The organism is Serinibacter arcticus (assembly GCF_003121705.1).
GTDB lineage: Bacteria > Actinomycetota > Actinomycetes > Actinomycetales > Beutenbergiaceae > Litorihabitans.
In genome coordinates this window covers 936106-949228 of the sequence record NZ_PYHR01000002.1, presented here as the reverse complement: position 1 = coordinate 949228, position 13123 = coordinate 936106, and the positions used below count along the sequence as shown (strand labels likewise).

Here is a 13123-nt window from a genome sequence, read left to right as displayed (position 1 = left end):
GGGTGGGCGTCGACGACGGGATCTTCCCGACGAAGCCGACGCTCGTCGGGGAGCAGGTGCTGCTGCGCCCGTTCCAGCCCGAGGACGTCGAGGCGATGGGCCCGATCCTCGCCGACCCCGAGGTGCTCAGGCTGACAGGCTCGGTGAGCACGACCGCAGAGGTCGAGGCGGCCACGCCCGAGCTCGACCAGCGAACCCGCACCTGGTACGCGACGAGGAACGAGCAGACCGACCGGCTCGACCTCGCCGTCGTGGACCGGGCGACCGGCCGGTGCGTGGGGGAGGTCGTGCTGAACGAGTACCGGCCCGAGGACGACGCCTGCAACTTCCGGATCCTCGTCGGGCCCGACGGACGGGACCGTGGTCTCGGGACCGAGGCGGCTCGGCTCGTGATCAACCACGCCTTCGCGACGACGACGCTGAACCGGATCTCGCTCGACGTGCAGGCGGACAATCCGCGGGCGCGGCGCTCCTACGAGAAGGTGGGATTCGTCGTCGAGGGCGTGCTCCGCGAGGAGATCACGTTCGACGGGGTGCGCGGGGACAACGTGATCATGGCCGTGCTGCGCTCGGACTGGGAGCGCGGGCGGGGTTGAGTGGACCCGCGGGCTGTTCGGGCTGGCCGCGCTGATCGAGCTGGCGGGTCTGGCCGACTGGCCGGACGCGTGACCAGCTAGCCGGCGTCCGCCGAGAGCTCCTCGGCCGCGCGAGTCCGGCCACGCCGTCGTCGGGCGGGGACGACGATCAAACGGGACTCGCCGCCGAACGGCCGCAGGTAGCGGTGCCCGGTCGGCGTGGTCCAGATGGCGGCTCCCGTCGGATCGACGGCGAGCGTGTGCCCGAGGTGGGTCTTGAGCAGGTGGTGTCGCCGGCAGAGCGGGCGCAGGTTGCCCTCGCTCGTGGGACCCAGCGGCCACGGGACGACGTGGTCGAGGTCGCACGCGGTCGACGGCACCGTGCAGGACGGAGCGACGCAGGTCGGATGTGCCTGACGAACCTTCCGGGCGAGCGCCGCGCTCGGCGTGTAGCCCTCGGTGATCAGCTCTGTTCCGGGGTCTGGCGGGTGACCCGCGTTCTGCGGGTTCACCAGGATCGTCAGGAACGGAGGTGGCGCCGCGACCAGGGCTCGCGCCGTCGCGGGAGCGAGGGGCCGAAGCCGAGCAGCTCGGGGACGTCGACCCCAGGTCGGCACGTCGTCGGAGCCTCGTAGGCGGAGAACGCCTCGCCGCTCACGATGCCCGGATGTGCTGTTCCTGCCGCGAGGTCGGGGTCGGTAGCGGTCCACTCCTGGTCGCGGGCCGCCGCATCGGCGGAGGGTGTCGCCGGCGACACCTCCCACGCGACCAGGTCCGCGGCGCACATCGCCTCGTCGGACTCGGGGTCGAGGTGGCGCGCGGTCAGGGCAAGAGTCACCAGTGACGTGGCGCCGGAGAACGGGACGAAGCCGTGGCTCTCCGATCGACCCGGACCGATGGGCGCGGCACCGGGGCTGACAGTGCGCATCGCGTCAGCGAGCGGTGCCTCGGCGCCAGTCGCACCGGCACCAGGTCCAGCAACGGGTGCGGTACCGCCGCCGCCCGAGCCGCGGACGCCACCGCCGGAGCCGGCCCCTCCACCAGCACCGGACGTGCCGCTGAAGGCGCCACCCCCACCGGAGCCGCCACCGATTCGTCCGGCCGCCAGCACCTCGAGGGCGGCGGCCGCGAGGGCGTCGGCGCGGAGCTGGGGGAGGGTGCGGGAGTCGCCGTCGGCGCGGGCGGCCCGGGCGGCTGCCTCGGTCATCGTGAACACGGCCAGGACGTCCGGCAGGGGAGCGACGTAGCGCAGCGAGGCCTGGCCGTCGGGCAGCAGCCGAACGGGCTCGACCCGGCGCCGGGTGGCCGCGATCGCGGCACGTTCGCCGGCGGTGCGGGGGTCGACCTGCACGATCACGTCGCGGATCCGACGACGCAGCGCGGCGTGGGCCAGGCCGGGTGCCTCCGGAAGGACCTGCTCGCACACCGCGAAGCAGACCGGGGCCGGCTCCTCGAGAAGCAGATCGGCGAAGGCGGACGCCTTCCCGGGGTCGATCCGACCCTCGGCCAGCGCGGACCCGACCGGGTTGAGCACGTCGGCGAACAGCTGCCCCTCGCCCACCAGGCGCCCAGCTCGACCGCGGGAGATGCCGAGACGCATGGCGAGGTCATCGGCGGCCGACCCGGTGATCTCGACGCGTCCGGGACGGCGACGGTCGGTGTCCGCGCGGTCATGGCGGGACTGGAGGACCGCCGCTGCTTCGCGCTGGGAGGCGGCCGCCCACGACTCGAGAGCGGCGTGAGCGGCGACCAGCTCGATGAGCTCGCTGTCGTTCAACCTGCGGAGGTCGGGATAGTCGGAGAGCTGGAGGAGCCGCTCGATCAGCGCGGTGGGGGCACCGCCGTCATCCGGTGCAGACAGTCCGAGACGGGCGCGAACCGCCGCGGGATCCTCGTCGAGGAACCCCGGGCCACCGAGCGTCACGGATTCGAACATGCGTCTAGTTTAGCCCCGCAAGGTCGTACAAAGAGGGGGTCGACGCAATCTGTGGATACAGATTCTCGGCCGTGGAGCCGGCCGCCGCGGCCACTCGCCGAAGCGCCACGGGCCCGACCGCATCAGCCCGCGCGGACGACTGTAAAGCGCTCCACTCCCTGCGGCAGGTCGATCTCGACGACCGAGCCCACCTCGACCTGGCGGCCACGTCGTGTCTCGACCTCGCCGTCGACGGACACACCCTCGTCCGCCAGCAGCTCCTTCGCGTCGCTGCCGTCCTCGACGACCCCCGCGAGCTTGAGCAGCTGGCCCAGACGGATCATGTCGTCGCGGATCTCGATCTCCATGCCCCCATTGTGTCGCGTCCGGCAGGATGGCCGGGTGCCCGAGCCGCTGTCCGACCTCGCCGCCGTCCGCCGCGTCCGCATCGTCGGCGTCTCGGGGTCGGGAAAGACGCGCCTGGGCGCCGAGGTCGCGTCGGTGCTGGGCGTGGCCCACCTCGAGCTCGACGCTGTGTTCTGGGACGCCGGCTGGACCTTCCGCGATCTCGAGGAGGCCAGGGCCGTCGTCACGCGGTTCGCCGACGAGCATCCTGCCGGGTGGGTCGCCGACGGCAACTGGAGCAGCCGGCTGGACGGGCTGCTCGACCCCGGAACACCCGGCGGCGCCGACGTCCTCGTCTGGCTCGACCACTCGCGGGCCCGGGTGATGGGGCGGGTCGTGCGCCGGACGCTGGGACGGGGTCTGCGAGGCACCGAGCTCTGGCACGGCAACCGGGAGACCCCGCGCAGCTGGCTGCGCTGGGACCCGGAGCAGAACATCATGCGGTGGTCCTGGGTCCAGCACCCCCAGCTGCGACGGCGGATGCGCGCCCGGGCGTCCGCGCCGGGTGGCGACGTCGTGGTCCGGCTCGCGGGGGAGCGCGCGGTGCGCGCATGGGTCACGGCGCTGCGCGAGGCCCAGCCGGATCGCGAGCCCAGGCCCCAGCCCGATCGCTAGTCCCGCGCCCGCTAGTCGCGCGCCCGCATCCCCTCCGCCCGCATCGCCTTGTCCCACTCGGTCCGCAGCAGCGCGTACGTGTAGGAGTCCAGCCACCCGCCGCTCCGGTGCAGCGACTCGCCGACGGCGTGGGCCTCCCGACGCATTCCGAGCCGCTCCATCAGCCGCCACGACGGCGTGTTGTCGGTGAAGCAGATCGCCGAGACGCGATGCAGGCCGAGCGTCTCGAAGCACAGGCGCACGGCGGCGCGCGCCGCCTCGGTCGCGAACCCCCGGCCCCCCACGGCCGGGTCGAACGCCCACCCGATCTCCGCCGTCGCCCCGCGCCCGAGGTCGGCGACCTCGTGCTGCGCCCACACGTCCTCCTGGCGCACCATCAGGTCTCCCACGAGTCGCCCGTCGTGGTGGACGACGAGCGTGGGCCCCATGCGCTCCGGATCGACGAACCGCTGGGTGAAGGGTTCGAGCTCGTCCTCGAGCCGGATCATCCACTCGGCGACGGCGGGCAGGCGCCGGTAGGCCCAGACCTCGGCGGCGTCCTCTGCCGCCGCGCGGCGGATCTCCAGTCGCGGCGTGACGAGTGGCCAGGTGACGTCGTCGAGCGTGAGCGGCATGGTCCGATTCTCCCAGCGATCGCGAGACGTGATGTCGGGCGTCAGCGTCGACGCACGAGCTCGAGGATCGTGACCCCGGAGTCGAACGGGCGCACCTGCACCGTCTCGAACACGTGCGGGTCGTAGCCGGCGTCGCCGAACAGTCGTACGCCCGAGCCCAGCACCAGCGGGTTCACCTTGAGCACGAGCCGGTCGATCTCGTCGATCAGCGAGGCGGCGAGCTCGCCACCACCGGCGAGCCAGATGCCGGCGCCGTCCTCCTGCTTGAGGACGCGCACGGTCGCGACCGGATCGGCGGTGAGCTCGATCCCCGGGTCGACGTCCAGCCCGCTGCGCCGCGTGGCCACCACCTGGCGCAGGTGGGCGTACGGGCTGGTGATGCCGACGTCGAGCGCCGGCGTGTAGGTCCGCCAGCCCATCACGACGGTGTCGAAGCGCGAACCGTCGGCCTCGAGGCCGAGCGCCCGCTGGACGTGGCTGGGCAGGGTGTCGGGGTAGTCGTGGACGATCGCGGCCATGTGGTCGCCCTCCACCGGGAAGACGTCGAACGAGCCGTCGGGGGCTGCGATGCACCCGTCCAGGCTGGTGGCGACGTAGTAGGTCAGCTCACGCACGATGTCTCCCTCGTCTCGGCGGCCCACGGTGCCACGGCGGTCCGACATCGGGCCAGGTCTTTGCGGAAGGCCACCGCACCGCTCTCCTAGACTCTGACCATGCCCGTCATCTCCCGCATCGACCTGCGCGGCCTCGCCCTGACCACCGCGGAGCTCCGCCGCGCCATCCCGCGCGCCACCCTCGACGTCGAGGCCGCCACCGGCGCGGTCGAGCCGATCCTCGCGGACGTCCGCGGGCGGGGCGCCGCCGCGCTCCGCGATCTCGCCGAGCGGTTCGACGGCGTCCGTCCCGTCCACGTCCGGGTCCCGGCCGCCGAGCTGGCCGCCGCCCTGGAGGGCCTCGACCCGACGCTGCGCGCGGCGCTCGAGCTGGCCGCCGGCCGCGTGCGGCAGGGACACACGGCCCAGCTCCCGACCGCGACGACGACGGAGGTCGCACCCGGCGCCCAGGTGCGCCAGCGCTGGGTCCCCGTGCGCCGCGTCGGCCTCTACGTCCCGGGCGGTCTCGCGCTGTACCCCTCGAGCGTCGTGATGAACGTCGTCGCCGCCCAGGTGGCCGGCGTCGAGGGCCTCGCGGTGGCGAGCCCGCCGCAGAAGGACAACGGCGGGCTGCCCGACGCGACGGTGCTCGCCGCGTGCGCGCTCCTGGGGGTCGAGGAGGTCTACGCCGTCGGCGGGGCCCAGGCCGTCGGGATGTTCGCCTACGGCGCCGTCGGGTCCGAGGAGGCCGACGGCGGCGCGGGCGCCGAGCTGTGCGTGCCGGTCGACATCATCACGGGTCCGGGCAACATCTACGTCACCGCCGCCAAGCGCGCCGTCCGCGGCATCGTCGGCATCGACTCCGAGGCGGGAACGACCGAGATCGCGATCCTCGCCGACTCCGGTGCCGACCCCGACCACGTCGCCGCCGACCTGATCTCGCAGGCGGAGCACGACCCGAACGCCGCGAGCGTGCTGGTGACGGACTCGCTCGGGCTCGCCGACGCCGTCGAGACGCGGCTGGTGGAGCGCGCGGAGGCCACCCGGCACTCCGACCGCGTCCGCGCGGCCCTCGGCGGTCCGCAGTCGGCGATCGTCCTGGTCGACGACGTCGAGCAGGGCCTCGCGGTCGTCGACGCCTACGCCGCGGAGCACCTCGAGATCCAGACGGCCGACGCCGCCGCGATCGCCGAGCGTGTGCGCTCCGCCGGAGCGATCTTCGTCGGGGCGTACTCGCCCGTGTCGCTCGGGGACTACGTCGCCGGCTCGAACCACATCCTCCCGACGGGCGGCTGCGCCCACTTCTCCTCGGGTCTGGGCGTCATGAGCTTCATGAAGTCGGTCCAGGTCATCGAGTACACCCGCGAGGCGCTTGCGGCCGTGACCGAGCCCCTCGTCGCCCTGGCGAACGCCGAGGGCCTTCCCGCGCACGGTGAGGCGGCCCAGGCCCGGCTCTGACGACGTGCCGTCCACCTGCGGACGGACGGGATCAGGAGAGATATCGGGCAGATCCCCGATACACCTCGGGTCGCGGAGGGCCTACCGTCGAGGCATGAGCTCCTTCTACGACATGATCCGCAACACCGGCTTCCGTCGCGGCCCGTCCCGCCTGCTGGGTGGCGTGTGCTCCGGCATCTCGCGCCAGTGGGGCTGGGACCTCACCCTCGTCCGCATCGTCGTGCTCGTGCTGATGATCCTCCCGATCCTCAGCTGGGCCGTCTACGCCGTGGCCTGGATCCTCCTGCCCTGGCAGGACGGGTCGATCCCGCTGCAGAAGGCTTTCAGCAACGACGGCAAGGGCACGGGCTCGGGCCCGCGTCCCTACGACGCCTGACGCACCACGCTTGACAGATGACACAGCCGCACGACGCCTCAGGGCGCCGTGCGGCTGTGCCGGTTGTCGTGCGGCCGCTGCGGGCGGCTGTCGCATTGCTGGGCCCGCGGGACGGCCGCGTGCCTCAGCGCACCCCCAGCGTGAACGGGTGGACCGCCAGCGCCCCCGCCTGACGTAGCAGGCGGGCGGCGAGGGTCAGGGTCCAGCCGGAGTCGGTGTACTCGTCCACCAGCAGGATCGTTCGCCCGGACAGTCCGGTACGTGCCCCCTCGGCGAGCTCCAGCTCCAGGCGGCGGTCGACGACGGCGAGCCGCTGGGCCGAGTTGAGGTCGTGGCGCCCCGGCGGCAGCCCGTCCTTCGGGACGAACCGTCCCACCACCGGTACGCCGAGCACCGCGGCCGCCCCACGGGTGAGGTGGTCCACGAGCTGGGGACGGGTCGCCGAGCTCACGCTCACGACGCCGTCGACCCTGATCCCCCCGCCCGTGATCCAGCGCTCGAGCACCGCGCGGGTCGCCGCGCGCAGGTCGGGACCCACCTGGCCGTCGCCGGCGGACGCCCCGACGGCGTCGCGCACGCTCCCGGCCAGCCCGATCCCGTCCATCCGTGCCAGGGCGGTGCCGGGCTCGGACCGCTCCTCCACCGCGATGCGACCCGCGAGGGGCACGCCGATGGCGGGCATACCGGTCGGCCACTGCCGACGAGGCGTGATCTCGACGCCCGCGCGTGCCAGGCTCACGCGCACCTCCTCGGCCGAGGCGGCGTCGGGAAGGGCGGGCGTCCAGGGGCCGGCGCACAGGTCGCACCGGCCGCAGCGCCAGCCCTGCTCCAGCTCGGGGTCGTCGAGCTGGCGACGCAGGTGAGCCACGCGGCACGCGCCGTCACCGCCGAGCGCCTCGTAGGCGAGCATCGCCGCCTGCTCCGCGAGCCGGGCGGCCTCGACGCGGGCGTACCGCTCGGCGTCGTAGGCCCACTCCTGACCCGTGAGGCGCCAGCCGCCGCGGACCTTCTCCACGGCGCCGTCGACGTCCAGGACGGACAGCATCATCTCCAGGCGCGAGCGCCGCAGGTCGACGGCCGTCTCGAGACGGGCCGTCGAGGCGATCCGCTCGGGGGAGTCGGCGAGCGCGGCGAGGACCTCGTGGACGGTCTCGGCGGGCGGGAACGCCAGCGAACCGAAGTAGTCCCAGATCGCACGGTCCTCCGGGCCGGGGGCGAGCACGACGTCGGCGCTCGCGACCCCACGACCGGCACGACCGATCTGCTGGTAGTAGGCGATGGGTGAGCTCGGCGCCCCCAGGTGCACCACGAACGCGAGGTCGGGCTTGTCGAACCCCATCCCGAGCGCCGACGTCGCCACCAGCGCCTTGACGCGGTTCCCGAGCAGGTCGGCCTCGAGCTGCTCGCGTTCGGACGGCTCCGTCCGTCCCGTGTAGGCGGCCACCTCGAGGCCGGCGCCGCGCAGCTGCGTGGCGACCTCCTCGGCCATCGCGACCGTCAGGCAGTAGACGATGCCCGACCCGTCCACACCCTGCAGGTAGTCCGTCAGCCAGGCCACCCTGACGGCGGCGTCGGCGCGGGGCAGCACGGCCAGCCGGAGCGAGTCGCGCGCCAGCGTCCCCCGCAGCACGAGCACGTCCTCGTGCGCGCCGGGGGCGGCCCCCAGCTGCTCGGCGACGTCGGCGCTCACGCGGGCGTTCGCCGTCGCCGTCGTGGCCAGGACGGGAGTCCCGGAGGGCAGCGTCTCCAGGAGCGTGCGGATGCGGCGGTAGTCCGGCCGGAAGTCGTGGCCCCAGTCGGAGACGCAGTGCGCCTCGTCGACCACGACGAGCCCGGCCGTGGCGGCCAGGCGCGGCAGCACCTCGGCCCTGAAAGCGGGGTTGTTGAGCCGCTCGGGCGAGCACAGGAGCACGTCGACGTCCCCGGCGGCGATGGACGCGTGGATGTCGTCCCACTCGGTGACGTTGGCCGAGTTGATCGTCACGGCCCGGATGCCGGCGCGCGAGGCGGCGGCGACCTGGTCGCGCATGAGCGCCAGCAGCGGCGAGACGATCACGGTCGGCCCGGCGCCGCGCGCCCGCAGCAGGCTCGTGGCCACGAAGTAGACGGCCGACTTCCCCCACCCGGTGCGCTGCACCACGAGGGCTCGACGGCGCTCGGCCACCAGAGCGCGGATCGCACGCCACTGGTCCTCGCGCAGCACGGCGTCCTCGCGGCCGACGAGGGCGCGCAGCGCCGCCTCGGCCTCGGTGCGCAGCTCGTCGGTGTCGGCCACGAGCACCGGCTCGGCGACGGCGATCGGCGCCGCTGCCGGCCGCTCGGCACGGGCCGCGGGGGAGGAGCTCGCCGGTCGCGGTGCGGAGCGGGTACCCGGCCCGCGCCCCGCCGGCGAGGTCCGGGTCGCCGTCGGCACGGGCCCGCCCTGACCGGGGTCGGGCGGGGCGTCGTCGTACTCCGGGTCGTAGGGAGGCTCCTCGAGGGGCGGCAGGTCCGTCATGCGAGCCACCGTACGCGGGGCCACCGACACGGTCCCCGGCTCGTCCACAGGGCCGGGACGACCTCCTGCCCGTCCTAGACTTGTGCCCCGTGACCGCGACGCCCGATCCCGCCCCGCTCCGGCTCCCCGTCCGCCCGGAGCTGGCGCACGAGGAGCCCTACGGGGCGCCGCAGCTGGACGTGCCCGTCCTGCTGAACGTCAACGAGAACCCCTACCGACCGAGCGACGCCGTCGTCGCGAGCATCGCGAGCGCCGTGGCCGACGCGGCCGTGACGCTGAACCGGTACCCGGACCGCGAGTTCCGCACCCTGCGGACCGCGCTCGGGGCCTATCTCGAGCGCGAGTCCGGCGTGGGCGGTCTCGACGCCGACCACCTCTGGGCCGCCAACGGCTCCAACGAGGTGATGCTCCACCTCCTGCAGGCGTTCGGCGGGCCCGGGCGCACGGCGCTCTCCTTCGCCCCCACGTACTCCATGTACCCCGAGTACGCCCGGGACACGAACACGGCCTGGGTGGCGGGTCGGCGCGAGGAGGACTTCACGCTCGACGTCGACGTCGCCGCGCGCCTGATCGAGGAGGTCCGCCCCGCCGTCGTGCTCCTCCCGAGCCCGAACAACCCCACCGGCACCGCGCTGCCGCTGGACACCGTCCGGCGCCTGCTCGACGTCGCCCGGACGTCGGGGCCCGACGGCGCCGCGACCGTCCTCGTCATCGACGAGGCGTACGCGGAGTTCCGGCGCGAGGGCGTGCCGAGTGCGCTCGAGCTGCTCGCGAGCAACCCCCACCTCGCCGTCTCCCGCACGATGTCGAAGGCCTTCGGCATGGCGGGCGCCCGCGTCGGCTACCTCGCCGCGGCGCCGGCGCTCGTCGACGCGCTGCGGGTCGTCCGGCTCCCGTACCACCTGTCGGCCGTCACCCAGGCGGTGGCGCTCGCGGCCCTCGCGCACACGGACGAGCTCATGGCCCAGGTGGCCTCGCTGCGCGCCGAGCGCGACGAGCTCGCCACCTGGCTGCTGGAGCACGGGCTCGACGCCGTGCCCAGCGACGCGAACTTCGTCCTGTTCGGTAGGTTCAGGGACAGGCACGCCGTCTGGCAGGGCCTGCTGGACGCCGGGATCCTCGTCAGGGAGACGGGACCCGACGGGTGGCTGCGGGTGTCGGTCGGCACCCCGCAGGAGACGGCGGCATTCAAGGCAGCACTAGTGGAGGTCCTCGCATGACGACGCCCGAGAACGACGAGCAGACGACCGAGCGGGTCGCCGAGTCCTCCCGTCCCCGACGCCACGCGCGCATCGAGCGCACCACCCGGGAGTCCTCGGTCGTGGTCGAGCTCGACCTCGACGGCACCGGGGTGGTCGACATCGACACCACCGTCGGCTTCTGGGACCACATGCTCACCGCCCTCGGCACGCACGCCCGTTTCGACCTCACGGTCCGGGCGACCGGGGACACGCACATCGACGTCCACCACACGGTCGAGGACACCGCGATCGTGCTGGGCGAGGCCCTGCGCCAGGCTCTCGGCGACAAGGTCGGCATCGCGCGGTTCGCCGACGCCACCGTGCCGCTGGACGAGGCGCTCGCGCTCGCCGTCGTCGACGTCTCCGGGCGTCCCTACTGCGTGCACGAGGGCGAGCCCGCCGGCCAGGAGTACCACCTCATCGGGGGGCACTTCACCGGCTCCCTGACGCGTCACGTGCTCGAGTCGCTCGCGCTGCACGCGGGTATCTGCCTGCACGTGCGTGTCCTCGCGGGCCGCGACCCGCACCACATCGTCGAGGCCCAGTTCAAGGCGCTCGCTCGCGCGCTGCGTGCCGCCGTGGCGTTCGACGACCGCGTCGTCGGCGTGCCCTCGACCAAGGGTGCGCTGTGACCTCCTTCCCCGACGACGGCGACGACCTGCCCGACGGTTTCGTCGTTCCCGACGACCTCTCGAGCCTGTTCGGTGACGACGCCGCTCCGACGGCGACGCCGGCCGCGCCGCCCGCCGTCCCGGCGACGCCGCCCGCCGCTCCGGCGACGGACGGCGCGAGGGATGACGAGCGCGCCGCGGACGCCGAGGAGCCCGCCGAGCCCGTCGTCATCTACACGACAGCGGTCGTGCTCACGGCCGTCCGGCAGGCCAAGGTCCTCGCCTCGCTGCTGTCGCTGGCCGGTATCGAGGCCGCGGTCGTGCCGTCGGCCCGCGGCGCGATCGCGGTCCGCTACGTCGAGCAGCTCGAGTCCGAGACCGACCCGGGCGAGCTGCTGAGCGGCATCCCGCGCGAGGCCGAGGCCCTGGGGGCCGCGCTGTCGGTCGCGGCGCGCAGCGAGGTCGTGCTGCTGGCCGCGCGCGTCGAGGACGTCGGCGGCGAGATCTCCGGCCAGGTCAAGGCCCGTCGCTACCGCGGCGGCCAGATCGCGGAGGAGCCCCCGCCCGGCCTCGTGCTGGCGCAGGCCGACGCCGTCGCCGAGCGGCTGCTCATCGGACTCGTCCAGGCCCCCAGGTCGAGGGCTACATCAGCTCCTCCGACCTGCGCGGCGCCGGGGGCGGTCGCTCGTTCTTCGGGCGCCGTCGCAAGGACGGCGGTGACGACGCGTGACCGACCCGCGACCCGCCGTCGTCGTCCTCGACTACGGCTCCGGCAACACCCACTCCGCGGTCCGGGCGCTCGAGCGCGCCGGGGCCGACGTCGCGCTGACCGCCGACCCGACGCTCGTCGCCGACGCCGACGGCCTCGTCGTCCCCGGCGTGGGGGCGTTCGCCGCCGTCATGGACCAGCTGCTCGCCGTCGGGGGCGACCGCATGATCGAGCGCCGCCTCGCCGGCGGCCGCCCCGTGCTGGGCATCTGCGTCGGCCTGCAGGTGCTGTTCGCCGCGGGGGTCGAGCACGGCTCGCGCACCGCGGGCCTCGACCAGTGGCCCGGCGTCGTCGAGCCGCTCGCGGCCGAGATCGTGCCGCACATGGGCTGGTCGCTCGTGCGCCCGCCCGCCGACACCGTGCTCTTCCGCGGCGTCGAGGACGAGCGGTTCTACTTCGTCCACTCCTACGGGGTGGCCACCGACCCCGCCGTCCTGCTGGCGGAGGCCGGCACGACGCCGATGACACCGCCCCTCGTCACGTGGGCCGAGCACGGCGCGCCGTTCGTGGCCGCCGTCGAGAACGGCCCGCTCAGCGCCACCCAGTTCCACCCCGAGAAGTCCGGCGACGCCGGCGCCCGACTGCTGCGCAACTGGGTCGAGAACCTGCCGCGCCGGGCCCGCGCCTGACCCGGACACCCGCAGCCCCGAGGACGGCCACGCCGTCGCCCCGAGTAGAGCCCACGAGGAACCCCGATGACATCCCCCACCAGCCAGCCGATCCTGCAGCTGCTTCCCGCCGTCGACGTCACGGGGGGCCAGGCCGTCCAGCTCGTCCAGGGCGTCGCCGGTTCGGGAGGCCAGTACGGCGACCCCTTCGACCAGGCGATGCGGTGGGTGGACGCCGGTGCGCCGTGGCTGCACCTCGTGGACCTCGACGCGGCGTTCGGCCGCGGATCGAACCACGAGCTGCTCGCCTCGATCGTCGAGCGCGTCTCCGACCGCATCCAGGTCGAGCTCTCGGGCGGCATCCGCGACGACGCCTCGCTGCGCCGCGCGCTGGCGACCGGTGTCCGCCGCGTGAACATCGGCACCGCCGCTCTGGAGGACCCGGCGTGGACCGCCTCGGCGATCGCCGAGCACGGCGACCGGATCGCCATCGGCCTCGACGTCCGTGGCACGCGCCTCGCCGCCCGCGGCTGGACCCAGGAGGGTGGCGAGCTCGACGACGTCCTCGACCAGCTCGAGGCCGCCGGCTGCGCCCGCTACGTCGTCACCGACGTCACCAAGGACGGCACGCTGCGCGGTCCGAACCTCGACCTGCTCGCCCACGTCTGCTCGCGCACCGCCTCGCCCGTCATCGCCTCGGGCGGCATCTCGACCCTGGACGACCTCCGCGCGCTGCGCGAGCTGGTGCCGACCGGTGTCGAGGGCGCGATCGTCGGGACGGCGCTGTACGCCGGGGCGTTCACCATCACCGAGGCGCTCGACGTCGCCGGGCGCCCGGAGGCGTGA

The 13123-nt window shown here is 74.1% G+C and carries 15 protein-coding genes; 8 read left to right on the top strand and 7 right to left on the bottom strand.

Annotated features, from left to right (window positions below; all coding sequences use genetic code 11):
• Positions 1 to 2: 2 nt before the first annotated feature.
• Positions 3 to 596, top strand: coding sequence for a GNAT family N-acetyltransferase (locus C8046_RS04340; RefSeq protein ID WP_235866091.1), 594 nt, complete (start codon positions 3 to 5; stop codon positions 594 to 596).
• 77 nt (positions 597 to 673) lie between these two features.
• Here the strand turns inward: C8046_RS04340 and C8046_RS18325 are convergent, their stop codons facing one another.
• The 3 genes from C8046_RS18325 to C8046_RS04325 form a co-directional block, all read right to left on the bottom strand.
• Positions 674 to 1087 carry an HNH endonuclease signature motif containing protein gene (locus C8046_RS18325; protein ID WP_109228401.1) on the bottom strand — a complete coding sequence of 138 codons (414 nt, stop codon included), beginning with the start codon at positions 1085 to 1087 and terminating at the stop codon, positions 674 to 676.
• 8 nt (positions 1088 to 1095) lie between these two features.
• The gene (locus tag C8046_RS04330) at positions 1096 to 2511 is read right to left on the bottom strand and encodes a DUF222 domain-containing protein (protein WP_109228400.1); all 1416 of its coding nucleotides are present in this window, start codon (positions 2509 to 2511) and stop codon (positions 1096 to 1098) included.
• Positions 2512 to 2633: 122 nt separating this feature from the next.
• Positions 2634 to 2858: an RNA-binding S4 domain-containing protein gene (locus C8046_RS04325; protein ID WP_109228399.1), complete on the bottom strand. Its 225-nt coding sequence runs from the start codon at positions 2856 to 2858 to the stop codon at positions 2634 to 2636.
• A 34-nt stretch (positions 2859 to 2892) separates the two neighbouring features.
• Here C8046_RS04325 and C8046_RS04320 point away from each other — a divergent pair, with 34 nt between their 5' ends.
• Positions 2893 to 3510: a toxin gene (locus tag C8046_RS04320; RefSeq protein ID WP_235866090.1), complete on the top strand. Its 618-nt coding sequence runs from the start codon at positions 2893 to 2895 to the stop codon at positions 3508 to 3510.
• Positions 3511 to 3521: 11 nt separating this feature from the next.
• Here the strand turns inward: C8046_RS04320 and C8046_RS04315 are convergent, their stop codons facing one another.
• Positions 3522 to 4124 carry a GNAT family N-acetyltransferase gene (locus tag C8046_RS04315; protein WP_109228398.1) on the bottom strand — a complete coding sequence of 201 codons (603 nt, stop codon included), beginning with the start codon at positions 4122 to 4124 and terminating at the stop codon, positions 3522 to 3524.
• A 41-nt stretch (positions 4125 to 4165) separates the two neighbouring features.
• Positions 4166 to 4738, bottom strand: a complete 573-nt coding sequence (locus C8046_RS04310) for a dihydrofolate reductase family protein (RefSeq protein ID WP_109228397.1) — start codon at positions 4736 to 4738, stop codon at positions 4166 to 4168.
• A gap of 99 nt (positions 4739 to 4837) precedes the next feature.
• Here C8046_RS04310 and hisD point away from each other — a divergent pair, with 99 nt between their 5' ends.
• Entirely contained in the window at positions 4838 to 6175 is a 1338-nt protein-coding gene (gene hisD, locus C8046_RS04305) for a histidinol dehydrogenase (RefSeq protein ID WP_109228396.1), read from the top strand.
• A 94-nt stretch (positions 6176 to 6269) separates the two neighbouring features.
• Entirely contained in the window at positions 6270 to 6551 is a 282-nt protein-coding gene (locus C8046_RS04300; protein ID WP_109228395.1) for a PspC domain-containing protein, read from the top strand.
• A gap of 124 nt (positions 6552 to 6675) precedes the next feature.
• On the opposite strand, the gene C8046_RS04295 is transcribed toward C8046_RS04300, so the two are convergent.
• A complete protein-coding gene (locus C8046_RS04295; protein ID WP_109230736.1) occupies positions 6676 to 9048 on the bottom strand; it encodes a RecQ family ATP-dependent DNA helicase in 2373 nt (790 codons plus the stop codon).
• Positions 9049 to 9137: 89 nt separating this feature from the next.
• Between C8046_RS04295 and C8046_RS04290 the strand changes: the two genes are divergently transcribed.
• A complete protein-coding gene (locus C8046_RS04290) occupies positions 9138 to 10268 on the top strand; it encodes a histidinol-phosphate transaminase (protein WP_109228394.1) in 1131 nt (376 codons plus the stop codon).
• Positions 10265 to 10921: an imidazoleglycerol-phosphate dehydratase HisB gene (gene hisB / locus C8046_RS04285; protein WP_109228393.1), complete on the top strand. Its 657-nt coding sequence runs from the start codon at positions 10265 to 10267 to the stop codon at positions 10919 to 10921. The genes C8046_RS04290 and hisB overlap by 4 nt, the downstream gene beginning before the upstream one ends.
• 331 nt (positions 10922 to 11252) lie before the next feature.
• On the opposite strand, the gene C8046_RS18320 is transcribed toward hisB, so the two are convergent.
• On the bottom strand, positions 11253 to 11420 hold the full coding sequence (locus C8046_RS18320) for a hypothetical protein (protein ID WP_158277126.1): 168 nt from the start codon (positions 11418 to 11420) through the stop codon (positions 11253 to 11255).
• 206 nt (positions 11421 to 11626) lie between these two features.
• On the opposite strand from C8046_RS18320, the gene hisH reads away from it, so the two are divergent.
• Both hisH and priA read left to right on the top strand, forming a co-directional pair.
• Positions 11627 to 12298: an imidazole glycerol phosphate synthase subunit HisH gene (hisH, locus tag C8046_RS04280; protein WP_109228392.1), complete on the top strand. Its 672-nt coding sequence runs from the start codon at positions 11627 to 11629 to the stop codon at positions 12296 to 12298.
• Between the two features lie 66 nt (positions 12299 to 12364).
• Complete coding sequence (gene priA / locus C8046_RS04275) at positions 12365 to 13123, top strand: bifunctional 1-(5-phosphoribosyl)-5-((5-phosphoribosylamino)methylideneamino)imidazole-4-carboxamide isomerase/phosphoribosylanthranilate isomerase PriA (RefSeq protein WP_109228391.1); 759 nt, start codon at positions 12365 to 12367, stop codon at positions 13121 to 13123.

Excerpts from the sequence above, each read along its gene's own strand:
- C8046_RS04330 (WP_109228400.1), bottom strand. The coding sequence starts at position 2,511 with ATGTTCGAATCCGTGACGCTCGGTGGCCCGGGGTTCCTCGACGAGGAT.
- C8046_RS04325 (WP_109228399.1), bottom strand. The coding sequence starts at position 2,858 with ATGGAGATCGAGATCCGCGACGACATGATCCGTCTGGGCCAGCTGCTC.
- C8046_RS04315 (WP_109228398.1), bottom strand. The coding sequence starts at position 4,124 with ATGCCGCTCACGCTCGACGACGTCACCTGGCCACTCGTCACGCCGCGA.
- hisD (WP_109228396.1), top strand. The coding sequence starts at position 4,838 with ATGCCCGTCATCTCCCGCATCGACCTGCGCGGCCTCGCCCTGACCACC.
- C8046_RS04300 (WP_109228395.1), top strand. The coding sequence starts at position 6,270 with ATGAGCTCCTTCTACGACATGATCCGCAACACCGGCTTCCGTCGCGGC.
- C8046_RS04295 (WP_109230736.1), bottom strand. The coding sequence starts at position 9,048 with ATGACGGACCTGCCGCCCCTCGAGGAGCCTCCCTACGACCCGGAGTAC.
- hisB (WP_109228393.1), top strand. The coding sequence starts at position 10,265 with ATGACGACGCCCGAGAACGACGAGCAGACGACCGAGCGGGTCGCCGAG.
- priA (WP_109228391.1), top strand. The coding sequence starts at position 12,365 with ATGACATCCCCCACCAGCCAGCCGATCCTGCAGCTGCTTCCCGCCGTC.